This is a genomic window from Streptomyces sp. NPDC015346, assembly GCF_043078785.1.
In the GTDB taxonomy this organism is placed as follows: domain Bacteria; phylum Actinomycetota; class Actinomycetes; order Streptomycetales; family Streptomycetaceae; genus Streptomyces.
The window spans coordinates 1-20,709 of the sequence record NZ_JBIBTW010000005.1 but is presented as its reverse complement, the minus strand read 5'-3'; the positions used below and the strand labels follow the sequence as shown (position 1 = coordinate 20,709).

The following is a 20,709-nucleotide window of genomic DNA, read 5'->3' as shown; positions in this document are numbered from 1 at the left end:
GCTCCCCGGGCTCATCGGTGAAGACTGCGCCTGACGAAAATGGGGACTCATGGCATCACGGCGGGATGAGCTCAACGCGTACACCTTTGCGAAGAAGCGCACGGTGGCCGCATTCCTCCAACCTTCACCCTCGGGTACGGAGGAGGGAGCGCCGAGGCCGCTGCGCGCGGTCATCCCCGGCCTCATCGTCGGCGCGCTGGTGCTCGCCGGCTTCGGCGCCTGGGGCATGTTCAGCCCCAAGGCCCCCAAGGGCTGGGACAAGCCGGGCACCAAGGTGATCGTCGGCAAGCAGTCGACCACCCGCTACGTGGTGCTCACCACCGGCAAGGGCAAGGACAAGAAGACGCTGCTCCACCCCGTCCTCAACCTCGCCTCGGCCCGGCTCCTGCTCACGCCCCAGGAGTTCTCGGTCATCCAGGTCGACGACAAGATGCTCGACGCGGGCAAACCGCCCCGCGGACCCATCCTCGGCATCCCCTACGCCCCCGACCGCCTCCCGAACGAGGGCGAGGCCGGCAAGGCCAAGCGCTGGGCCGTGTGCGAACAGCCCGGCGGCGGAAAGGGATCGAGCGTCCAGAAGGCCACCTTCGTCTTCGCCGAACGGGACTTCCACCGCACCGAGGGCGCCGGACAGCTGAAGCCCGGCCAGGTCCTCTACGTCAAGGGGCAGAAGGACAGCGCCCAGTACGTCGTCGACCACACCGGTACGAAGTACCTGGTGCACGACAAGGTGCCGGGGCTCACCACGGCGCTCTTCGGCCTCCACGCGCAGCCGCAGCCCGTCACGGACGACTGGCTCGCCACGATGCACACCGGCAGCCCCGTCGACTTCCCGCGGATCCCCGGCCAGGTCGGCACCCCCGCCGGCGTCGGCGGCGGTCTCAGCCCGACCGAGGACCGCGTCGGCATGGTCCTGCTCGCCCAGACCGGCGCCGGACCGCAGCACTACGTCGTGCTGCCCGGCAAGGTGCAGCCGGTCTCCGACTTCACGGCCTGGCTGCTCATCAACTCCAAGCAGACCGACTCCCTCGACATGGACGGCAGGGCGACCGCCGTCGACCAGCAGTCGCTCTCCCCGGACGCGGCCACCTTCGGCGCCGAGTACCGCTGGCCCTCCCGTAAGTCCTCCCAGGTCAACGCCGTCAGCGGCGCGGGCGCCCGGGACACGGTGTGCAGCGTCCTCAACAAGGTCGACGACAAGGGCCGCACCACGCTGACCACCTGGGCCGGACCCAAGTACCCGGCCGACATCACCGCCGGCGGCACCAGCACGTACGTCACCCCCGGCAGCGGCCTGCTCTACACCCAGATCCAGGGCAACCAGACCAAGCCCGACGGCTCGCTCTTCCTGGTCACCGACACCGGCCTGCGGTACGCGGTGCAGGCCAACGGGGACAGCGACGCGGCCCGTTCCGAGATCGGCACCGGAGACCAGGACAAGCAGACCGACGGCCGCCCGGAACCGAGCGAGGCCCAGACCCGTCTCGGCTACGAGAAGGTCACACCGGTCCTCGTCCCGATCACGTGGTCGGAGTTCCTGTCCAAGGGGCCGAGGCTCGACACCAACAGCGCGCGCCAGCCGCAGGGTTCCTGAGGAGGTGGCAGTGGTGACGTACCGGAAGGCGGCCCTGCTCACCGCCACGGCCCTCACAGGGCTGCTCGTCGCGCCCCTCCCCGCCGCGCACGCGGACTCCGGGGCCGAACGGCCGACGCCGGGCAGCAGCCTCTCCCTCGACGGCAGCGGCGAGTGCACCTTCCCCATGAAGAAGCAGATCGAGGGCATCCCCTGGTCGCTCCAGCGGGTGCTCCTCGACGAACTCTGGCAGGACACCAAGGGGAAGGGCGTCCGGGTCGCGGTCATCGACACCGGCGTCGACGACGTCAACCCGCAGCTGAAACCGGCGGTCGACGCCAAGGCCGGCAAGGACTACCTGAAGCCCGACAAGGAGAACCCGGGCCCCGGCGACGAGATGCGCGGCAAGACGGACGGCACGGTCGACGAGGTGGGCCACGGCACCAAGGTCGCCGGCATCATCGCCGCGCGCCCCCGCGCCGGCACCGGCTTCGTCGGCCTCGCCCCCGAGGCGACGATCATCCCGATCCGGCAGAACGACGAGAAGAACAGCGGCAAGTCCGACACGATGGCGCAGGCGATCGACCACGCCATCGCCAAGGGCGCCCACGTCATCAACATCTCGCAGGACACCACCCAGCCGCTCAGCACCGAGTCCGCCATGGGCAAGGCGGTGGCCCGCGCCCTGCGGAAGAACATCGTGGTCGTCGCCTCCGCCGGCAACGACGGCATGGACGGCAAACTCAAGAACACCTACCCCGCCGCCTTCCCCGGGGTGCTCGCCGTCGCCTCCTCCGACCGCAACAACGAGCGGGCCGTGTTCTCCCAGTCCGGCACGTTCGTGGGCGTCGCGGCCCCCGGCGTCGACATGGTCTCCACCGTTCCCGGCGGGGGGCAGTGCGTCGACAACGGCACCAGCTTCTCGGCCCCGTACGTCGCCGGTGTCGCCGCCCTGCTGCGCGCCAAGTACCCGGCGTGGACCGCACCCCAGATCGTGGCCCGGATCGAGCAGACCGCCGTACGCTCCATCAACGGCCGTGACAATCACGTCGGTTGGGGCGTAGTCGACCCGGTACGGGCCCTCGCCGACGGAGCCGTACCGCAGGACGCGCCCACGGCGGACCCCGGTCCGCCCAAGCCGCCCGCACCCGAACCGGCCCACCTGGCGGTGGCCGAGACACCGCAGGAACGCACCGAACGACTCGCCACCTACGCGCTGGGCATCGGTGGCGTCCTGGTCGCCGTGGTGGCCGGTACGGCCATCGTGATCCGTGACAGCCGACGCCGCCACGGAGCCGCCGCCGGATGAGCCGGTCCCGTCAAGTACTAGTTCAGTCCTTTGCAGTTGGAACTGTCGTACCAAATGGCTAGAGTGACGGTCGGGGGCACGGCAGTGCAGTGACCCAGCACGGGGGCGGCATCAGAAGATTCCCGTCCGAATCACGACCGGAGGGCCCGACAGCAGGACCGTCGGAACGCCACCGAAGGAAGAAGGGGCAAGATGTCGAAAGACCTGAACGTAACCAGTGCCGAACAGACCAAGCTCGCCGGCCGGATCCAGGACTTCCACGACGAGCTGCAGGCCCGCGTCACGTCGCTGAACGGCGTCGTGGACCGCATCCAGGCCGGCTGGCAGGGCGCGGCGAGCAAGGAGTACGACCGGGTCCAGAACGACCTGAACCTGCGTCTGAAGAACATGCGCGTCGAGCTGATCAAGCTCGAGGAGATGATGCGGATGAGCGCCGACGGCTTCACGCGCGAGGAGGAGGACCGCATCCGCGGCTTCCGGAAGATGGACGACACCTCGTCCGGCCAGAGCGCCATCCTCGGCATGGCCTGAGCCCGAGGGCTCGGCAACTCCTCCACGTCCCTCCCACTCCAGGAGTCAAGAACATGACCACTGCCGTCAATTACGACACCGTGACTCAGGCGGCCGGCGACGTCCGTCTCACCTCCACCCAGCTCACCCAGAAGCTGGAGGACCTCATGTCCGAGGTCAACCGCGTCGCCTCCAACTGGGAAGGTGAGGCGAAGGTCGCGTACCGCGAGACCCAGGACCGCCTCACCCGCGACATGGCGGGCATGAACCAGGACCTGATGCGCATCGCGCAGCTGCTCGACGAGTCGGTCATCGGCTACCAGGACACCGACAAGGGCAACGCGGCCCGGTTCCGCATGATGATGTGAGACCACGCGTGACCACGTGAGGGGGTGGCCCGCCGACCGGCGGGCCACCCCCTCACGCACGTCCGGCGGCGCGCCTAGCGCAGATCGAACTCCCCGTCACGCGCGCCGAGTACAAACGCGTCCCACTCGGCCTTCGTGTACCGCAGCACGGTCTCCTTGTCGAGCGACGACCGCATCGCCACCGCCCCGTCGGGCAGATACGCGATCTCCACCCGCTCCTCGTCCGGCGACGTCCCGGGCGCGCCGTGCCACTCGACCCCCGAGATGTCGAGCGCGTAGAGCTCTTCCTTCTGACGTTCCTTCTCGCTGGCGTCGGCCATCGGCGCGATCCTTATCTGTGCTGTGCACGAGCCCGGTGCGGTGAACAAGCCTGTGGATCAGCCTAGTGGCCGAGCCGCTCCGCCGCGGCCCGTACGTCGGATACGGAAACCCGCACGGAGACCCGACCGCCCGGGCCCCGTTGAAGGCCGACCGGCCACAGCCCCCTAGTGCTGGTCCGGCATCCAGCCGAGCTGCACCAGCGGCGTCCCCCGCTTGCGGGAGACGAACGTGCCACGGCCCGGAGGCATCGGCCGTGCGCGGACGTTGCCGAGGATGTCGCCCTCGCCCGGGTCGCCGGAGAGGATGACGCCCTGGGCGCCCAGCTCCTTGGCACGCTGCATGAACGGCTCGTACATCGCCCGCGACGCGCCCGCGGCGCTGCGCGCCACGATGAAGCGGATGCCGACGTCCCGCGCGAACGGCAGGTTGTCCACCAGGACCTGCAGCGGGTTGCCCGAGTTCGTCGCCACCAGCTCGAAGTCGTCGATCAGCACGAACAGCTGCGGTCCCGTCCACCAGCTGCGGTCCCGCAGCTGCTGCGGGGTGATGTCCGGCTTCGGGGCCCGCTTCGTCATCACCGTGTTGATCGCGTCCATGTGCATCTGCATGGCGGACGCCATCGGCGCGTACTCCAGCAGGTGCGAGGGCGCGACCGCCTCCAGCATCGTGCGCCGGTAGTCGCCGACCACGATCCGCGCCTGCTCCGGCGTGTACCGCTCGCACAGCTGCTTGGCGATCAGCCGCAGCAGCGCCGTCTTGCCGGACTCGCTCTCACCGAAGATCAGGAAGAACGGGTCGGTCTCGAAGTCGACGAACACCGGCTCCAGGTTCGTCTCGTCGATGCCGATCGCGATGCCGTGCTGCGGGTACTCGAAGCCCTTCGGGAGCTGCTCCGCCGGCAGCCGCCGCGGCAGGAGCCGCACCGCCGGAGCGGGCGCCCCGGTCCAGGCGCTCTTCGCCGCCTGCACGAACGCCGCCGTGCCCTCCGAGAGGTCCACCGCCGAGCTCGACCCGTCGATCCTCGGCAGCGCGCCCATGAAGTGCAGCTTCTCCGGCACCTGGCCACGGCCCGGAACGCCCGGCGGGACGTTCGCCGCGACCTTCCGGTCGAACTCGGAGTCCATCACGTCACCGAGCCGCAGCTCGAGACGCCCCAGCATCTGGTCCTTAAGAGCGGCCCGCACCTCCATGTACCGGGCCGCGGTGATCACCACGTGGATGCCGTAGCCCAGACCGCGTGCCGCGATGTCCGAGACGACCGGCTCCAGCATGTCGTAGTCGTTGCGGAAACCGCCCCAGCCGTCGATGACCAGGAAGACGTCGCCCCAGGCCTCGCCCGGCAGTTCGCCCGCGGCGCGCTTGCGCCGGTAGGTGGCGATCGAGTCGATGGAGTGCGACCGGAAGAACTCCTCGCGCCGGTTCAGCACACCGAGGACCTCGGCGACCGTCCGCCGCACCCGCTCGGGGTCAAGCCGGGACGCCACCCCGCCCACGTGCGGCAGGTCGGCCAGCGACACCATGCCGCCGCCGCCGAAGTCCAGCGCGTAGAACTGCACCTCGGCCGGGGTGTGGGTGAGCGCGAACGACGAGATCAGCGTCCGCATCAGCGTCGACTTGCCGGACTGCGGACCGCCGACCACCATCATGTGGCCCGCCGCGCCGGAGAAGTCCCGGTACAGCACCTCACGCCGCTGCTCGAAGGGCTTGTCGATCAGGCCGAGCGGGACCGTCAGACCGCCCGGACGCGTGTACTCCGTCGCCGTCAGACCGCGGTCCGCGGTCTGCGCGAGACCCGGCAACAGCTGGTCGAGCGAGGGCGCCTGGTCCAGCGGCGGCAGCCACACCTGGTGGGCCGGTACGCCCTGCCCCTCCAGGCGCCGCACGATCACGTCGAGGACGGTGTCCGCGAGCGCGTCGTCCTCCTCCTCGCGCTGGGCCGTCAGATACGCCGGGTCGGGCGCCGCGTACACCACCGGCACCGGCGAGGCCGTGAAGAGCGCCGGACGCCGCTCGATCGGGATCTGCCCGGCCGTCAGGCGCGGCCCGCCCGTCCGGTACGTCCCCGAGACGTACGCCGCCTTGAAGCGGGTCATCTCGTCCGTACCGAACTTCAGATAGCCCGAGCCCGGCACCGACGGCAGGTGGTACGCGTCCGGCACACCGATCGCCGTACGCGACTCGGCCGCCGAGAACGTCCGCAGACCGATCCGGTACGAGAGGTACGTGTCGAGGCCGCGGAGCTTGCCCTCTTCCAGGCGCTGCGAGGCGAGCAGCAGATGCACACCCAGGGAGCGGCCGATGCGGCCGATCTGGATGAACATGTCGATGAAGTCCGGCTTGGCGGTGAGGAGTTCGGAGAACTCGTCGATGACGAGGACGAGCGAGGCCAGCGGCTCGAGCGGCGCACCCGCCGCCCGCGCCTTCTCGTAGTCGTGGATGTTGGCGTAGTTGCCCGCCGAGCGCAGCAGCTCCTGACGGCGCTGCAGCTCACCGCGGATCGCGTCGCCCATGCGGTCGACGAGGGTGAGGTCGTCGGCGAGGTTGGTGATGACGGCCGCCACGTGCGGCATCTGGGACATGCCCGCGAACGTCGCACCGCCCTTGAAGTCCGCGAGGACGAAGTTCAGCGTCTCGGAGGAGTGCGTCACCGCCAGACCGAGCACCAGGGTGCGCAGCAGCTCCGACTTGCCGGAACCGGTCGCGCCCACGCACAGACCGTGCGGGCCCATGCCCTCCTGTGCGGCCTCCTTGAGGTCCAGCATGACCGGCTGGCCGTCCTCGCCGACACCGATCGGCACCCGCAGCCGCTCGGCCACCGAACGGGGTCGCCAGGTCCGCGCCACGTCCACCGACGCGGCGTCGCCCAGGTTCAGCAGGTCCGTGAAGTCCAGGTTGGCCAGCAGCGGTTCGTCGTCGTCCCCGCCGCCCATCCGCAGCGGCGCCAGCTGCCGCGCCAGCGCCTCGGCGGCCGGCAGTGAGATCCCGTCCGGCACACCCTCGTAGGCGAAACCGCCGCCCGATTCCAGGCGCAGCCGGCCCGGCCGTACCACCACCGACAGGCCGCCGCGCGGCTCGTCCAGCTCACCGGAGACCACCTCGACGATGGTCACACCCTGGAGCCCCTCGGGCGCCGCGAGCAGCGAGTCCGGCGGCACCATCCCGCCGTCCAGGACGACCACGACATGCGGCTGGTCCAGGACCGGCTGGTTGTCCCGGCTGAAGCGGGGACGGCCGTCGAGCCGCGAGCGGATCAGCGACTCCAGCTCACCGAGGTCGTCGCCGAACAGCCGCTTCGTGCCCGCCCCGTCGACCTGCCCTGGCACCTGCGTGTGCGGCAGCCACTTCGTCCAGTCCCAGCGCTCCTGGGCACCCCGGGCCGCCACCACCGCGACCATCATGTCCTCGGGGGAGTGCAGCGTCACCAGCTGGGAGACCAGGGCGCGCGCCGCTGCCTGCGCCGCCTCCGGGTCACCGGAGACCGTCACGTGGTAGAAGGCGCGCATCGAGACCGCCATCGGCAGCCCGTCCAACGAGCCGTGCACCGCGAGGAACTGCTGCATCGCGCCCGCGCACAGCGGCTCCAGCTCGTCCACCGGGGCCGTGTCCGGCGCCACCAGCGGCGTCGCCAACTGCTGGGCGCCGAGCCCGATCCGTACCTGACCGAAGTCCTTGTCGCCCACCCGGCGTTCCCACACCCGCGAGCCCTCGGCCACCACCGACCACAACTGCTCGGGGGAGGGGTGCAGGTACAGCTGCGCGTCGCGCTGCCTGCGTGCCGTCCGCCGGACCGTACGCCGGGTCTGCGCGAGGTATTTGAGGTAGTCGCGCCGGACATCGGCAATTTGCCCCTGCGTACCCTTGCGGAACCGCACGAGCTGGGCGATCACCATGCCGACCGTCGAGACCAGCATCAGAATGCCCATGATGCGCATGAACGGATGCGCGCCCGGCATGAAGAAGAACACCACCGACGAACCCATGCCGAGCATCGGCAGGAGCTGCATGAGAATGCCCTCCTGCTGACCCCGCGGCAGCTCCGGCGGGGACTCCAGGACCAGTTCCTCGCTGGGTACTTCCGGAGGAAGGGACCTCGGCGGGCGTTTGACGACGATCTGGCTCACCGGCGCATCAATCCCTCGTTACGGGCCGACTTCGTGCGGGAGTTCCGCACCGGCGCCCCCGTCGGCGACGGCCTCCCCCGAGACCGCGATCCTACTTGCAGCGACCGACACCCGTCCCCGGTAGGGTGGCGCGCGCACTGTGCGCAACCGCGAATCAGGGGGTCCAGACACGTGAGTACGACCGCAGCGACCGGCTTCTGCCGCGTCACCGTCGTGGCGCCGGACAGTCGTATCGACGTCGCACTCCCCGAGGACATCGCCGTCGCCGACGTCTATCCGGAGATCCTGCGGCTCACCGGCCAGACCCAGTCGGCGGGCGAGCCGACCGGCTACCACCTCGTCCGGCGCGACGGTTCGGTCCTCGACGGCGCCCGCACGCTCGCCGCCCAGCAGGTGCTCGACGGTGAGGTCCTCTCGCTGCGCCCGTTCGCCCAGTCGCTGCCGCCCGCCGTCTTCGACGACGTCTCCGACGCCGTCGCCTCCGCCGTCACCCGCGACCGGCACCTGTGGAGCGACGACCTCCTGCGCGGCGCCGGCCTCCTCGGCGGCGTCCTGCTGCTCGTCCTGATGGGCTTCGTGCTCTGGTTCGCCGACCCGGTCCGCCACGACATGAACAGCCTCCCCGGCGTCGTCGCGGGCGCCGCCGGCGTCCTGCTCACCGCCTTCGCCGGAGTGCGCGCCCGGGTCTACAAGGACCGCGCCACCGCCGTCGCCCTCGGTCTCGGCGCCCTCCCGCTCCTGCTGATCGCGGGCTCCGGGATCGTCGGCCCCGACGCCGGCCAGGGCCCCGGCCGGCTCCAGTTCCTCCTCGGCTGCGTGACCGTCCTGGTCGCCTCCGTCACCCTCGTCGCGCTCACCCCCAGCGGTGACGCCCCCTTCGTCGCCGCGACCTTCCTCGCCACGGTCGGCACCCTCGCCACCTTCCTGGCGATCGTCACCGAGTCCTCCGCCACCGAGACCGCCGCCGTCTGCGCCCCCGTCGCCATCGGCCTCGTCGCCTTCCTCCCCGGCCTTTCCGCCCGCTTCGCCCGGCTGCCCATCGGCTACGCCTCCCCGCGCAGCGCCACCGACGACGAGTTCCACGCCGACCCGAACCAGCCCGCCCCCGAGGAGGGCCGCCCCGTCGACGGCGAGCGCATCGCGCTCCAGGCCCGCCGCGGCCACGAGATGCTCCTCGGCCTGGTCGGCGGCTGCGCCGCGGTCGTCGTCGGCTCCGCGGCCGTCCTCGGCTTCGCCGGCAACGTCTGGGGTCAGCTCCTCGCCTTCGCCGCGGGCCTCGCGATGCTGCTGCGCGCCCGGCTCTTCCGCTACACCTCACAGGTCGCCTGCGTCCTGGTCGCCGGCATCGCCGCGATCGCGCTGCTGATCCTCGGCCTCTCCCTGAACCCGCCGGCCGACCTGGTCAAGGACCTCCTGATGTACGGGGACCGCGGCGGCCTGGACATCCGTACGATCTGGCTCACCGCGGCCGTCGCGGCGGGCGCCGCCCTGCTCACGGCCATCGGCCTGATCATCCCGAGGAAGGGCCTCTCGCCCTTCTGGGGCCGCCTGCTCGACCTGGCCGAGGGCTTCGTCCTGCTCTCCCTGGTCCCGCTCTGCCTCGCCGTCCTCGACGTCTTCATGGCGGCCCGGTCCCTCACCAGCAAGTAAAGAGGGCCGGGCGGGGCCGCTCCCCGGGGCTGGTACGCTGTGTGACGGCCGTTTGTGTACGCGCTCCCGGAAGCTCGAAGCTCTGGAAGCTGCGCCCATCGGACCTTCGCCCGCCGAGTCACGGAAGCTCCCCTGAGAACCAGACCAGGGGCACTCGCGGACGCACGAACACCAAGAGGAGTACCGAGTGTCTCTCGACGCCGCTACGAAGAAGCAGATCATGGCCGAGTTCGGCACCAAGGAGGGCGACACCGGCTCCCCCGAGGTCCAGGTCGCGATGCTCTCCCGCCGCATCTCGGACCTGACCGAGCACCTCAAGCAGCACAAGCACGACCACCACTCCCGTCGTGGTCTGCTGATCCTGGTCGGCCAGCGTCGCCGCCTCCTGCAGTACCTGGCCAAGAAGGACATCCAGCGCTTCCGCGCCCTGGTCGACCGCCTCGGCATCCGCCGCGGTGCGGCCGGCGGTGCCAAGTAAGACGCCGTGAAGGGAGCGGTTCCCACTTTTAGGGGGCCGCTCCCTTTGCTGTACGTGCGCGATGTGCCGACCGGCACTTAGTCTGGACGCACAACGCCACATTTCCACGAGCGAGAAGCCACCGGCAGGCCGCCGGTCCTCGGTAGTGGCCCCCGGACCACTGATCCCGGGTGCTTCGATCGAAGACCGGCCCGCACCCGAAGGTGCGCTTCTCCTCCGCCACCGTCCCCGGCCACACGGGCCGACGGACGAAAAGACGAACACGTAGGAGAAACCCATAGTGGAGAACGAGACCCACTACGCCGAGGCCGTCATCGACAACGGCGCCTTCGGCACCCGCACCATCCGCTTCGAGACGGGCCGCCTCGCCAAGCAGGCCGCCGGCTCCGCCGTCGCGTACCTCGACGACGACACGATGGTCCTCTCGGCCACCACCGCGTCGAAGAAGCCCAAGGACCAGCTCGACTTCTTCCCCCTCACGGTGGACGTCGAGGAGCGGATGTACGCGGCCGGCAAGATCCCCGGCTCCTTCTTCCGCCGGGAGGGCCGCCCCTCCGAGGACGCGGTCCTCACCTGCCGCCTGATCGACCGGCCGCTGCGCCCCTCCTTCAAGAAGGGCCTGCGCAACGAGATCCAGATCGTCGAGACGATCATGGCGCTCAACCCCGACCACCTCTACGACGTGGTCGCGATCAACGCCGCCTCCTGCTCCACGCAGCTGGCCGGCCTGCCCTTCTCCGGCCCGATCGGCGGCACCCGTGTCGCCCTGATCAAGGGCCAGTGGGTCGCGTTCCCGACGCACACCGAGCTCGAGGACGCCGTCTTCGACATGGTCGTCGCCGGTCGCGTCCTCGAGGACGGCGACGTCGCGATCATGATGGTCGAGGCCGAGGCAACCGAGAAGACGATCGAGCTCGTCAAGGGCGGCGCCGAGGCGCCGACCGAGGAGGTCGTCGCCGCCGGTCTCGAGGCCGCGAAGCCCTTCATCAAGGTCCTCTGCAAGGCCCAGTCGGACCTCGCCGCCAAGGCCGCCAAGCCGGTCGGCGAGTTCCCGGTCTTCCTCGACTACCAGGACGACGTCCTGGAGGCGCTCACCGCCGCGGTCAAGAGCGAGCTCGCCCAGGCGCTCACCATCGCCGGCAAGCAGGAGCGCGAGACCGAGCTCGACCGCATCAAGGAGCTCGCCGCCGAGAAGCTCCTCCCGGCCTTCGAAGGCCGCGAGAAGGAGATCTCGGGCGCCTATCGCGCGCTGACCAAGAAGCTGGTCCGCGAGCGGATCATCAAGGACAAGGTCCGCATCGACGGCCGCGGCATCACGGACATCCGTACGCTCGCCGCCGAGGTCGAGGCCATCCCGCGCGTGCACGGCTCGGCGCTCTTCGAGCGTGGCGAGACCCAGATCCTGGGCGTCACCACCCTCAACATGCTCCGCATGGAGCAGCAGCTGGACACCCTCTCCCCGGTGACCCGCAAGCGCTACATGCACAACTACAACTTCCCGCCGTACTCCGTCGGTGAGACCGGCCGCGTGGGCTCGCCCAAGCGCCGCGAGATCGGCCACGGCGCGCTCGCCGAGCGCGCCATCGTGCCGGTGCTGCCGACGCGCGAGGAGTTCCCCTACGCGATCCGCCAGGTGTCCGAGGCCCTCGGCTCCAACGGCTCGACGTCCATGGGCTCGGTCTGCGCCTCCACCATGTCGCTGCTGAACGCCGGTGTGCCGCTCAAGGCCCCCGTCGCCGGTATCGCCATGGGCCTGATCTCCGAGGAGATCGACGGCAAGACCCACTACGTCGCCCTCACCGACATCCTCGGTGCCGAGGACGCGTTCGGTGACATGGACTTCAAGGTCGCCGGTACGAAGACCTTCGTCACCGCGCTCCAGCTCGACACCAAGCTCGACGGCATCCCCGCCTCGGTCCTGGCCGCCGCGCTGAAGCAGGCCCGTGACGCGCGTCTGCACATCCTCGACGTGATGAACGAGGCGATCGACGTTCCGGACGAGATGTCCCCGAACGCGCCGCGCATCATCACCGTCAAGATCCCGGTGGACAAGATCGGTGAGGTCATCGGCCCCAAGGGCAAGATGATCAACCAGATCCAGGAGGACACCGGCGCCGACATCACGATCGAGGACGACGGCACCATCTACATCGGTGCCGCCCAGGGCTCGCAGGCCGAGGCCGCCCGCGCCACGATCAACGGCATCGCCAACCCGACCATGCCGGAGGTCGGCGAGCGCTACCTGGGTACGGTCGTCAAGACCACCACCTTCGGTGCGTTCGTCTCCCTGATGCCCGGCAAGGACGGTCTGCTGCACATCTCGCAGATCCGCAAGCTCGCCGGTGGCAAGCGCGTGGAGAACGTCGAGGACGTGCTCGCGGTCGGCTCCAAGGTCCAGGTCGAGATCGCCGAGATCGACCAGCGCGGCAAGCTCTCCCTCGTCCCCGTCATGGCGGACGAGGACGGCGCCGCCGACGACGCGAAGGACGACACCGACCAGTGACGTCCCGTAGTTCCGCGACGACGGCCCGCCCCTCCTCGGAGGGGCGGGCCGTCGCCCGTACCCAAACGCTTCTCCCGGGCAAGGACGGCATCGGCACGGTCCGCCGCACGACCCTCCCCGGCGGCCTGCGCGTCGTCACCGAGACGCTGCCCTCCGTACGCTCCGCAACCTTCGGCATCTGGGCGCACGTCGGCTCCCGCGACGAGACGCCCACCCTCAACGGCGCCACGCACTACCTGGAACACCTCCTCTTCAAGGGCACCAAGAAGCGCAGCGCCCTCGACATCTCCGCCGCGCTCGACGCGGTCGGCGGCGAGATGAACGCCTTCACGGCGAAGGAGTACACCTGCTACTACGCGCGGGTCCTCGACACCGACCTGCCGCTGGCGATCGACGTCGTCTGCGACATGCTGACCGGCTCGCTGATCCTCCAGGAGGACGTGGACGCCGAGCGCGGCGTCATCCTCGAAGAGATCGCGATGACCGAGGACGACCCGGGCGACGTCGTGCACGACCTGTTCGCGCACACCATGTTCGGCGACACCCCGCTCGGCCGCCCGGTCCTGGGCACCGTCGACACCATCAACGACCTCGACCGCGGCCGGATCGCCCGCTTCTACAAGAAGCACTACGACCCGACCCACCTGGTCGTCGCGGCCGCGGGCAACGTCGACCACGCCACGGTGGTACGCCAGGTCCGCCGCGCCTTCGAGAAGGCCGGCGCCCTCACCCGTACCGACGCGCTGCCGGTCGGTCCCCGCGAGGGCCGGCGCACCATCCGCACCGCGGGCCGCGTCGAGGTCCTCGGCCGTAAGACCGAACAGGCCCACGTGGTCCTCGGCATGCCGGGCCTCGCCCGTACCGACGAGCGCCGCTGGGCGCTCGGCGTGCTGAACACCGCGCTCGGCGGCGGCATGTCCTCCCGCCTCTTCCAGGAGGTCCGCGAGAAGCGCGGCCTGGCCTACAGCGTGTACTCGTACACCTCCGGCTTCGCCGACTGCGGCCTCTTCGGCGTGTACGCGGGCTGCCGCCCGGGCCAGGTCCACGACGTGCTGAAGATCTGCCGGGACGAGCTCGACAAGGTGGCCGCGGACGGCCTGTCCGACGACGAGATCGCCCGCGCCATCGGCCAGCTCTCCGGCTCGACCGTCCTCGGCCTGGAGGACACCGGCGCGCTGATGAACCGCATCGGCAAGAGCGAGCTGTGCTGGGGCAGCCAGATGTCGGTCGACGACATGCTCGCCCGCATCGCGGCGGTCACCCCGGACGAGATCCGGGAGGTCGCCCGTGATGTGCTCGGACAGCGGCCCTCGCTGTCCGTCATAGGGCCGATGAAGGACAAGCAGGCGGCACGCCTGCACGAATCCGTCTCCTAGAGAGAGTTCAGAGCAATGAGCAAGCTGCGCGTGGCGGTCCTCGGAGCCCAGGGCCGCATCGGCTCCGAGGCCGTACGGGCCGTCGAGGCCGCCGAGGACATGGAACTGGTCGCGGCGCTCGGCCGCGGCGACAAGCTGGAGACGCTCGCCGAGACGGGCGCCCAGGTCGCGGTCGAGCTGACCACCCCCGCCTCGGTGATGGACAACCTCGACTTCTGCGTACGCCACGGCATCCACGCGGTCGTCGGCACCACCGGCTGGACCGAGGACCGCCTCGCGCGGCTGAACACCTGGCTCGCCGCCTCCCCGGAGACCGGCGTCCTGATCGCCCCGAACTTCTCCATCGGCGCCGTCCTGACCATGAAGTTCGCCCAGATCGCGGCCCCGTACTTCGAGTCGGTCGAGGTCGTGGAGCTGCACCACCCGAACAAGGTCGACGCCCCCAGCGGCACCGCCACCCGCACGGCCCAGCTGATCGCCGCCGCCCGCGCCGAGGCCGGCCTCGGCGCCCAGCCGGACGCCACCGCGACCGCCCTGGACGGGGCCCGCGGCGCGAACGTGGACGGCGTCCCGGTCCACGCCGTCCGCCTGAGGGGCCTGCTGGCCCACCAGGAGGTGCTGCTCGGCGGCGAGGGCGAGACCCTGACCGTCCGCCACGACTCGCTGCACCACTCCAGCTTCATGCCGGGCATCCTCCTGGGCGCCCGCCGCGTGGTCACGACTCCGGGCCTCACCTTCGGCCTGGAGCACTTCCTGGACCTGGGCTGACGGCCATGGGCGGAAAGATCACGTACTTCTTCCTCGCCACCATCCTCGTGCTCGTCTTCGCGGTGGTGGCGATGGAGGGCGTACTCCTCCTGCTGACCGGCGAACCGGCCGCCATGGGCATGGGCGCGGTCGCGTTCCTGCTGCCCGGCGTCGGCGGCTGGTTCCTCTGGAAGAACACCCGCTTCGCCCGCGGCGCGCAGCGGCTCGCCCGCGAGCTGGAGGCCGAGGGCGGCCTGCCCGTGGACGAGCTGAAGCGCACACCGGGCGGCCGGATCGACCGCGACTCGGCCGACGAGGTGTTCGCCCGGCGGCGCGCGGAGACCGAGGAGTCACCCGAGGACTGGCGCTGCTGGTTCCGGCTGGCGGTCGCCTATCACGACGCCCGCGACACCCCGCGCGCCCGCAAGGCGATGCAGCGCGCGATCGCCCTGCACGCGGGCCGTACGGTCAGCGCGTAGCGGCGACCGCGACGGGCGGCACGACGCCGTACTCGGCGGTCCAGGCCTCGACCGTGTCGGCCGCGCGGTCGAACGCCTCGACGCGGGAGAGGAAGTCGGCATTGTGGTCGGTGAGCAGAGTGATCTGCTCACCACCCTGCCGTACGAGGATCAGGGCCTGGCCCTGCACGGTGCGGGGCAGCCCCAGCCAGCGCACCGGCTGCTGCGCGGTGCGCACCTCGGCCACCTGCCCCCAGGCCACCGTCGTGTTCGCGAGGAACCCCACGCGCCGCACGCCGTGGCGGCTCACCCAGACACCCACCCGCAGCATGCGCAGCGCGGAGGCGATGATCAGCGCCGCCAGACCGAACGTGACGACCGCGCCGGGCGCCGCCCCCGCGGCCGCGATGATGACCGCCGCGAGGAGCACGAACGAGGCGAAGAGCAGCGCGAGCGCCGCCGCACCGACCCGCCAGGAGCCGGGCCGGTAGGGACGACGCCACTGGTCGTGGTCGTCGAACGGCAGCGCGACGTCGTCGGACGCGTCAAAAGCGCGGTCGGCCGTCAGAAAAGGCAGGGGCACGACAGGTCCTCACTCACAAGCACGCTCGAAGGGGCTGTGCCCGGTGAGGCTACCCAGGGGGTCTCGACCGGGCCACCCCAGGGGGCCGTACTGAATCAACGGGCGTCGGAGGCCTCGGACTGCTGTCGGTGGCTCTCGGCGGCGCCCGACTGGAGCGAGGGCATTCCGAAGAGCAGCGACCCGACGAGACCGGCCACGACGGTCAGCCCGACCAGCGTACGGCCCGCGAGCTGGGAGACGCTGAGGCGCTCCCGAGGCGGCGGAGTGACGTTACTGCGGAAGCGGTCGGCCTCGGCGACGAACGCGAACGGGACGGCTTCTCGCCGGCTGAACATGGAAAACACTCCTTGAGCTCGTGGTGTTCGGTGTCACAGGGAGAGACGATCAAAGTCGCCGTTCGGTGCCCGATTTCCACGGATTGACCGAAGAAAGCCCCTCGGGTGGGTGCACGGGTCCGCTGTCGGTGGCTCCCCGTAAAGTGGGCGCCGCCCGAGCGACGCAATGGGAAGGACCCGCCGGTGAGCACCACCCCCGCAGAAGATCTCAAGCCCAGTTTCCGCAGTGATGTGACCGTCGAGCTGGTGAAGCACAGCGCCGCCGACTCGGACGTGCTGTGGGCGGCCCGCGTCTCCACCGCGGGCGAGCAGTCGCTCGAGGAGCTGCAGAAGGACCCCGAGCGGTCCAAGGGGCTCATCAACTACCTCATGCGGGATCGGCACGGCAGCCCCTTCGAGCACAACTCGATGACGTTCTTCATCAGCGCCCCGATCTTCGTCTTCCGCGAGTTCATGCGGCACCGCGTCGGCTGGTCGTACAACGAGGAGTCGGGCCGCTACCGGGAGCTGGAGCCGGTCTTCTACGTCCCGGACGCCTCCCGCAAGCTGGTCCAGGAGGGCCGCCCCGGCAAGTACGTCTTCGTCGAGGGCACGGAGGCCCAGCAGGAGCTGGTCGGCCGCACCATGGAGACGTCGTACCTCCAGGCGTACGAGGCGTACCAGGAGATGCTGGCCGCCGGTGTCGCCCGCGAGGTCGCCCGCGCGGTCCTGCCCGTCGGTCTCTTCTCCTCGATGTACGCCACGTGCAACGCACGCTCGCTGATGCACTTCCTCGGTCTGCGCACCCAGCACGAGCTCGCCAAGGTCCCCTCCTTCCCACAGCGTGAGATCGAGATGGTCGGCGAGAAGATGGAAGAGCACTGGTCGCGCCTCATGCCGCTGACCCACGCAGCCTTCAACAAGAACGGCCGTGTGGCCCCATAGCGCACAGATGTACGATCCCGTCGCGCGAAGTGTCCGTATTGCGACGTTTCACGAAGTTCATCTAGGCTGATCAAACGGACCCGGCACTGCTTGAACCCCCGAGCAGGCAGTGCCGGGCTCCTCTTCTCACGTCCCCCTAGGGGACACCCGGCGTTGAGCAGCGAGTAGCGTGTTACCCATGGCTCCGATCTCCACTCCGCAGACCCCCTTCGGGCGGGTCCTCACCGCCATGGTCACGCCCTTCACGGCGGACGGCGCACTCGACCTCGACGGTGCCCAGCGACTCGCCGCCCATCTGGTGGACGCAGGCAACGACGGCCTCGTCATCAACGGCACCACCGGCGAGTCCCCGACCACCAGCGACGCGGAGAAATCGGAGCTGGTACGAGCGGTCCTCGAGGCGGTCGGAGACCGCGCCCACGTCGTCGCCGGCATCGGCACCAACGACACCCACCACTCCATCGAGCTCGCCCGCACCGCCGAACGTGACGGCGCTCATGGCCTGCTCGCCGTCACCCCGTACTACAACAAGCCCCCGCAAGAGGGCCTGTACCGGCACTTCTCGGCCATCGCCGACGCCACCGGCCTGCCCGTGATGCTCTACGACATCCCCGGCCGCAGCGGCGTCCCCATCGACACCGAGACGATCGTCCGCCTCGCCGAGCACCCCCGGATCGTCGCCAACAAGGACGCCAAGGGCGACCTCGGCCGCGCCAGCTGGGCCATCGCCCGGTCCGGCCTCGCCTGGTACTCCGGCGACGACATGCTCAACCTGCCGCTGCTCTCCGTGGGCGCCTGCGGCTTCGTCTCCGTCGTCGGCCACGTCGTCACACCGGAACTCCGCGCCCTCCTGGACGCCCACCTCAACGGCGACGTCCAGAAGGCCACCGAGATCCACCAGCAGCTGCTCCCGGTCTTCACCGGCATGTTCCGCACCCAGGGCGTGATCACCACCAAGGCGGCCCTTGAACTCCAGGGCCTCCCGGCCGGCCCCCTGCGCCTCCCGCTCGTGGAGCTTTCCCCCGAGGAAACCGCCCAGCTCAAGCTCGATCTCGCCGCCGGCGGGGTAGAGCTCTAGCAAAAGACTTCACAACTGAATATCCGATCTGCGGACGCCCGCGACCCGAGCGGTCCGACGTCCGACGAGATCTCCGAAAACACACAACAGCAAGTGCACGAATGTCATGCGCGCCACGTGCCCACGCGGTACGTGGCGTGTGTGGTGAGGAGAGTCTTTTGAGTCATCCGCATCCTGAACTCGGCGCCCCGCCGAAGCTGCCCAAGGGCGGCCTGCGCGTCACCCCGCTCGGCGGGCTCGGTGAGATCGGCCGCAACATGACGGTCTTCGAGTTCGACGGCCGGCTGCTGATCGTCGACTGCGGCGTCCTCTTCCCCGAGGAGGAGCAGCCGGGCATCGACCTGATCCTGCCCGATTTCACCACCATCCGGGACCGCCTCGACCAGGTCGAGGGCATCGTGCTCACGCACGGCCACGAGGACCACATCGGTGCCGTCCCGTACCTGCTCCGGCTCAAGCCGGACATCCCGCTCATCGGCTCCAAGCTGACCCTCGCCCTGATCGAGGCCAAGCTCCAGGAGCACCGCATCCGCCCCTACACCCTCGAGGTCGTCGAGGGGCAGCGCGAGCAGCTGGGACCCTTCGACTGCGAGTTCATCGCGGTCAACCACTCCATCCCGGACGCGCTGGCCGTCGCCATCCGCACCCCCGCGGGCATGGTGGTGCACACCGGCGACTTCAAGATGGACCAGCTCCCGCTGGACGGCCGGCTCACCGACCTGCACGCGTTCGCGCGCCTGAGCGAGGAAGGCATCGACCTTCTCCTCTCGGACTCGACGAACGCCGAGGTCCCGGGCTTCGTCCCGCCGGAGAAGGACATCTCCAACGTCCTGCGGAACGTCTTCGCGAACGCCCAGAAGCGCATCATCGTGGCGAGCTTCGCCAGCCATGTGCACCGCATCCAGCAGATCCTCGACGCCGCCCACGAGTACGGACGCCGGGTGGCCTTCGTCGGCCGCTCGATGGTCCGGAACATGGGCATCGCCCGTGACCTCGGCTATCTGCGGGTCCCGGCCGGCCTGGTCGTCGACGTCAAGACGCTGGACGACCTCCCGGACGACGAGGTCGTGTTGGTCTGCACCGGCTCCCAGGGCGAGCCCATGGCCGCCCTGTCCCGGATGGCCAACCGCGATCACCAGATCCGGATCGTCCCCGGCGACACCGTGATCCTGGCTTCCTCGCTCATCCCCGGCAACGAGAACGCGGTCTACCGCGTGATCAACGGCCTGACCCGATGGGGCGCCCACGTCGTCCACAAGGGCAACGCCAAGGTCCACGTCTCGGGCCACGCCTCGGCGGGCGAGCTGCTGTACTTCTACAACATCTGCAAGCCGAAGAACCTGATGCCGGTCCACGGCGAATGGCGCCACCTGCGCGCCAACGCCGAGCTGGGCGCGATGACGGGTGTCCCCAAGGACCACATCGTCATCGCCGAGGACGGCGTCGTCGTCGACCTGGTCGACGGCAAGGCGAGGATCGTCGGCAAGGTCCAGGCCGGTTACGTGTACGTCGACGGCCTCTCGGTCGGCGACGTCACGGAAGTCCACCTCAAGGACCGCCGCATCCTCGGCGACGAGGGCATCATCTCGGTCTTCGTCGTCGTCGACTCGTCGAGCGGCAAGATCGTCGGCGGGCCCTACATCCACGCCCGCGGCTCCGGCATCGAGGACACGGCCTTCGACGCCGTGATCCCGAAGGTCGAGCAGGCCCTGAACAAGTCGGCCCAGGACGGCGTGATGGAGCCCCACCAGCTCCAGCAGCTGATCCGGCGCACCATCGGCAAGTGGGTCTCGGACACCTACCGCCGGCGCCCGATGATCCTCCCGGTGGTCGTCGAAGTCTGACCCTCGAACCCCCCAACCAGGAGCGGGGCGCCTCGATTTGCATCGGGGCGCCCCGCTCCAGTACGTTTACGGCTCCGCCAGATCGGGAACCCCGGCACCTCTGTGTGCCACGAACGGGTGAACGAGAGGGGCGGGAAATCCGACTCAGAACTTCTGATAAAGTCGGAGCCGCCGGAAAGGGAAAGCGCGAAAGCGAATACCCGGAACGGCAAGCCCGCTCCAGCGGGTGGCGGAAACGGAAAACGGGTCTGCTAAGCTGGAAACACGAAAGACCGAAGGGAAAAGCCCGGAGGAAAGCCCGAGAGGGTGAGTACGAAGGAAGCGTCCGTTCCTTGAGAACTCAACAGCGTGCCAAAAATCAACGCCAGATTAGTTGATACCCCGTCCATCTTCGGATGGCGAGGTTCCTTTGAAAGTCCTTCCTTCGGGAAGGCGAAACACAGCGAGGACGCTGTGAACGACCGGTCCTATTCCGACCGATCGTTCCGCTCTCGTGTGTGCGCACCCGATTACGGGTAAACATTCACGGAG

General features: G+C 69.7%; 17 protein-coding genes. 13 read left to right on the top strand and 4 right to left on the bottom strand.

Annotated features, from left to right (window positions below):
• Positions 1 to 49: 49 nt before the first annotated feature.
• From eccB to ACF06X_RS19135, 4 genes are all read left to right on the top strand, one after another.
• A complete protein-coding gene (gene eccB, locus ACF06X_RS19150) occupies positions 50 to 1,594 on the top strand; it encodes a type VII secretion protein EccB (protein WP_392288461.1) in 1,545 nt (514 codons plus the stop codon).
• A gap of 13 nt (positions 1,595 to 1,607) precedes the next feature.
• Positions 1,608 to 2,882, top strand: coding sequence for a type VII secretion-associated serine protease mycosin (gene mycP / locus ACF06X_RS19145; RefSeq protein WP_392289013.1), 1,275 nt, complete (start codon positions 1,608 to 1,610; stop codon positions 2,880 to 2,882).
• 192 nt (positions 2,883 to 3,074) lie between these two features.
• Positions 3,075 to 3,413 carry a WXG100 family type VII secretion target gene (locus tag ACF06X_RS19140; RefSeq protein ID WP_392288460.1) on the top strand — a complete coding sequence of 113 codons (339 nt, stop codon included), beginning with the start codon at positions 3,075 to 3,077 and terminating at the stop codon, positions 3,411 to 3,413.
• Between the two features lie 53 nt (positions 3,414 to 3,466).
• Complete coding sequence (locus tag ACF06X_RS19135; protein ID WP_392288459.1) at positions 3,467 to 3,760, top strand: WXG100 family type VII secretion target; 294 nt, start codon at positions 3,467 to 3,469, stop codon at positions 3,758 to 3,760.
• Between the two features lie 74 nt (positions 3,761 to 3,834).
• On the opposite strand, the gene ACF06X_RS19130 is transcribed toward ACF06X_RS19135, so the two are convergent.
• Positions 3,835 to 4,080, bottom strand: coding sequence for a DUF397 domain-containing protein (locus ACF06X_RS19130; RefSeq protein ID WP_392288458.1), 246 nt, complete (start codon positions 4,078 to 4,080; stop codon positions 3,835 to 3,837).
• A gap of 165 nt (positions 4,081 to 4,245) precedes the next feature.
• Complete coding sequence (gene eccCa / locus ACF06X_RS19125) at positions 4,246 to 8,202, bottom strand: type VII secretion protein EccCa (RefSeq protein ID WP_392288457.1); 3,957 nt, start codon at positions 8,200 to 8,202, stop codon at positions 4,246 to 4,248.
• Between the two features lie 171 nt (positions 8,203 to 8,373).
• Between eccCa and eccD the strand changes: the two genes are divergently transcribed.
• The 6 genes from eccD to ACF06X_RS19095 all read left to right on the top strand — a co-directional run bounded on the left by eccD (position 8,374) and on the right by ACF06X_RS19095 (position 15,435).
• Positions 8,374 to 9,852, top strand: a complete 1,479-nt coding sequence (gene eccD, locus ACF06X_RS19120) for a type VII secretion integral membrane protein EccD (RefSeq protein ID WP_392288456.1) — start codon at positions 8,374 to 8,376, stop codon at positions 9,850 to 9,852.
• Positions 9,853 to 10,039: 187 nt separating this feature from the next.
• Positions 10,040 to 10,330: a 30S ribosomal protein S15 gene (rpsO, locus tag ACF06X_RS19115; RefSeq protein ID WP_158991116.1), complete on the top strand. Its 291-nt coding sequence runs from the start codon at positions 10,040 to 10,042 to the stop codon at positions 10,328 to 10,330.
• Between the two features lie 280 nt (positions 10,331 to 10,610).
• Positions 10,611 to 12,833 carry a polyribonucleotide nucleotidyltransferase gene (locus ACF06X_RS19110; RefSeq protein ID WP_392288455.1) on the top strand — a complete coding sequence of 741 codons (2,223 nt, stop codon included), beginning with the start codon at positions 10,611 to 10,613 and terminating at the stop codon, positions 12,831 to 12,833.
• Positions 12,830 to 14,209, top strand: a complete 1,380-nt coding sequence (locus tag ACF06X_RS19105; protein WP_392288454.1) for a M16 family metallopeptidase — start codon at positions 12,830 to 12,832, stop codon at positions 14,207 to 14,209. Before ACF06X_RS19110 ends, ACF06X_RS19105 begins: the two co-directional genes overlap by 4 nt.
• A gap of 15 nt (positions 14,210 to 14,224) precedes the next feature.
• On the top strand, positions 14,225 to 14,977 hold the full coding sequence (gene dapB / locus ACF06X_RS19100) for a 4-hydroxy-tetrahydrodipicolinate reductase (protein ID WP_392288453.1): 753 nt from the start codon (positions 14,225 to 14,227) through the stop codon (positions 14,975 to 14,977).
• 5 nt (positions 14,978 to 14,982) lie between these two features.
• The gene (locus ACF06X_RS19095; RefSeq protein WP_392288452.1) at positions 14,983 to 15,435 is read left to right on the top strand and encodes a hypothetical protein; all 453 of its coding nucleotides are present in this window, start codon (positions 14,983 to 14,985) and stop codon (positions 15,433 to 15,435) included.
• Here the strand turns inward: ACF06X_RS19095 and ACF06X_RS19090 are convergent.
• Both ACF06X_RS19090 and ACF06X_RS19085 read right to left on the bottom strand, forming a co-directional pair.
• Positions 15,425 to 15,997, bottom strand: coding sequence for a hypothetical protein (locus ACF06X_RS19090; protein WP_392288451.1), 573 nt, complete (start codon positions 15,995 to 15,997; stop codon positions 15,425 to 15,427). The genes ACF06X_RS19095 and ACF06X_RS19090 overlap by 11 nt on opposite strands.
• A gap of 95 nt (positions 15,998 to 16,092) precedes the next feature.
• Positions 16,093 to 16,332, bottom strand: a complete 240-nt coding sequence (locus tag ACF06X_RS19085) for a hypothetical protein (RefSeq protein ID WP_158991127.1) — start codon at positions 16,330 to 16,332, stop codon at positions 16,093 to 16,095.
• A 183-nt stretch (positions 16,333 to 16,515) separates the two neighbouring features.
• On the opposite strand from ACF06X_RS19085, the gene thyX reads away from it, so the two are divergent.
• The 3 genes from thyX to ACF06X_RS19070 all read left to right on the top strand — a co-directional run bounded on the left by thyX (position 16,516) and on the right by ACF06X_RS19070 (position 20,178).
• Complete coding sequence (gene thyX / locus ACF06X_RS19080; RefSeq protein WP_392288450.1) at positions 16,516 to 17,256, top strand: FAD-dependent thymidylate synthase; 741 nt, start codon at positions 16,516 to 16,518, stop codon at positions 17,254 to 17,256.
• Positions 17,257 to 17,434: 178 nt separating this feature from the next.
• Positions 17,435 to 18,334, top strand: a complete 900-nt coding sequence (gene dapA, locus ACF06X_RS19075; RefSeq protein WP_392288449.1) for a 4-hydroxy-tetrahydrodipicolinate synthase — start codon at positions 17,435 to 17,437, stop codon at positions 18,332 to 18,334.
• A gap of 158 nt (positions 18,335 to 18,492) precedes the next feature.
• Positions 18,493 to 20,178: a ribonuclease J gene (locus ACF06X_RS19070; protein WP_392288448.1), complete on the top strand. Its 1,686-nt coding sequence runs from the start codon at positions 18,493 to 18,495 to the stop codon at positions 20,176 to 20,178.
• Positions 20,179 to 20,709 lie beyond the last annotated feature (531 nt).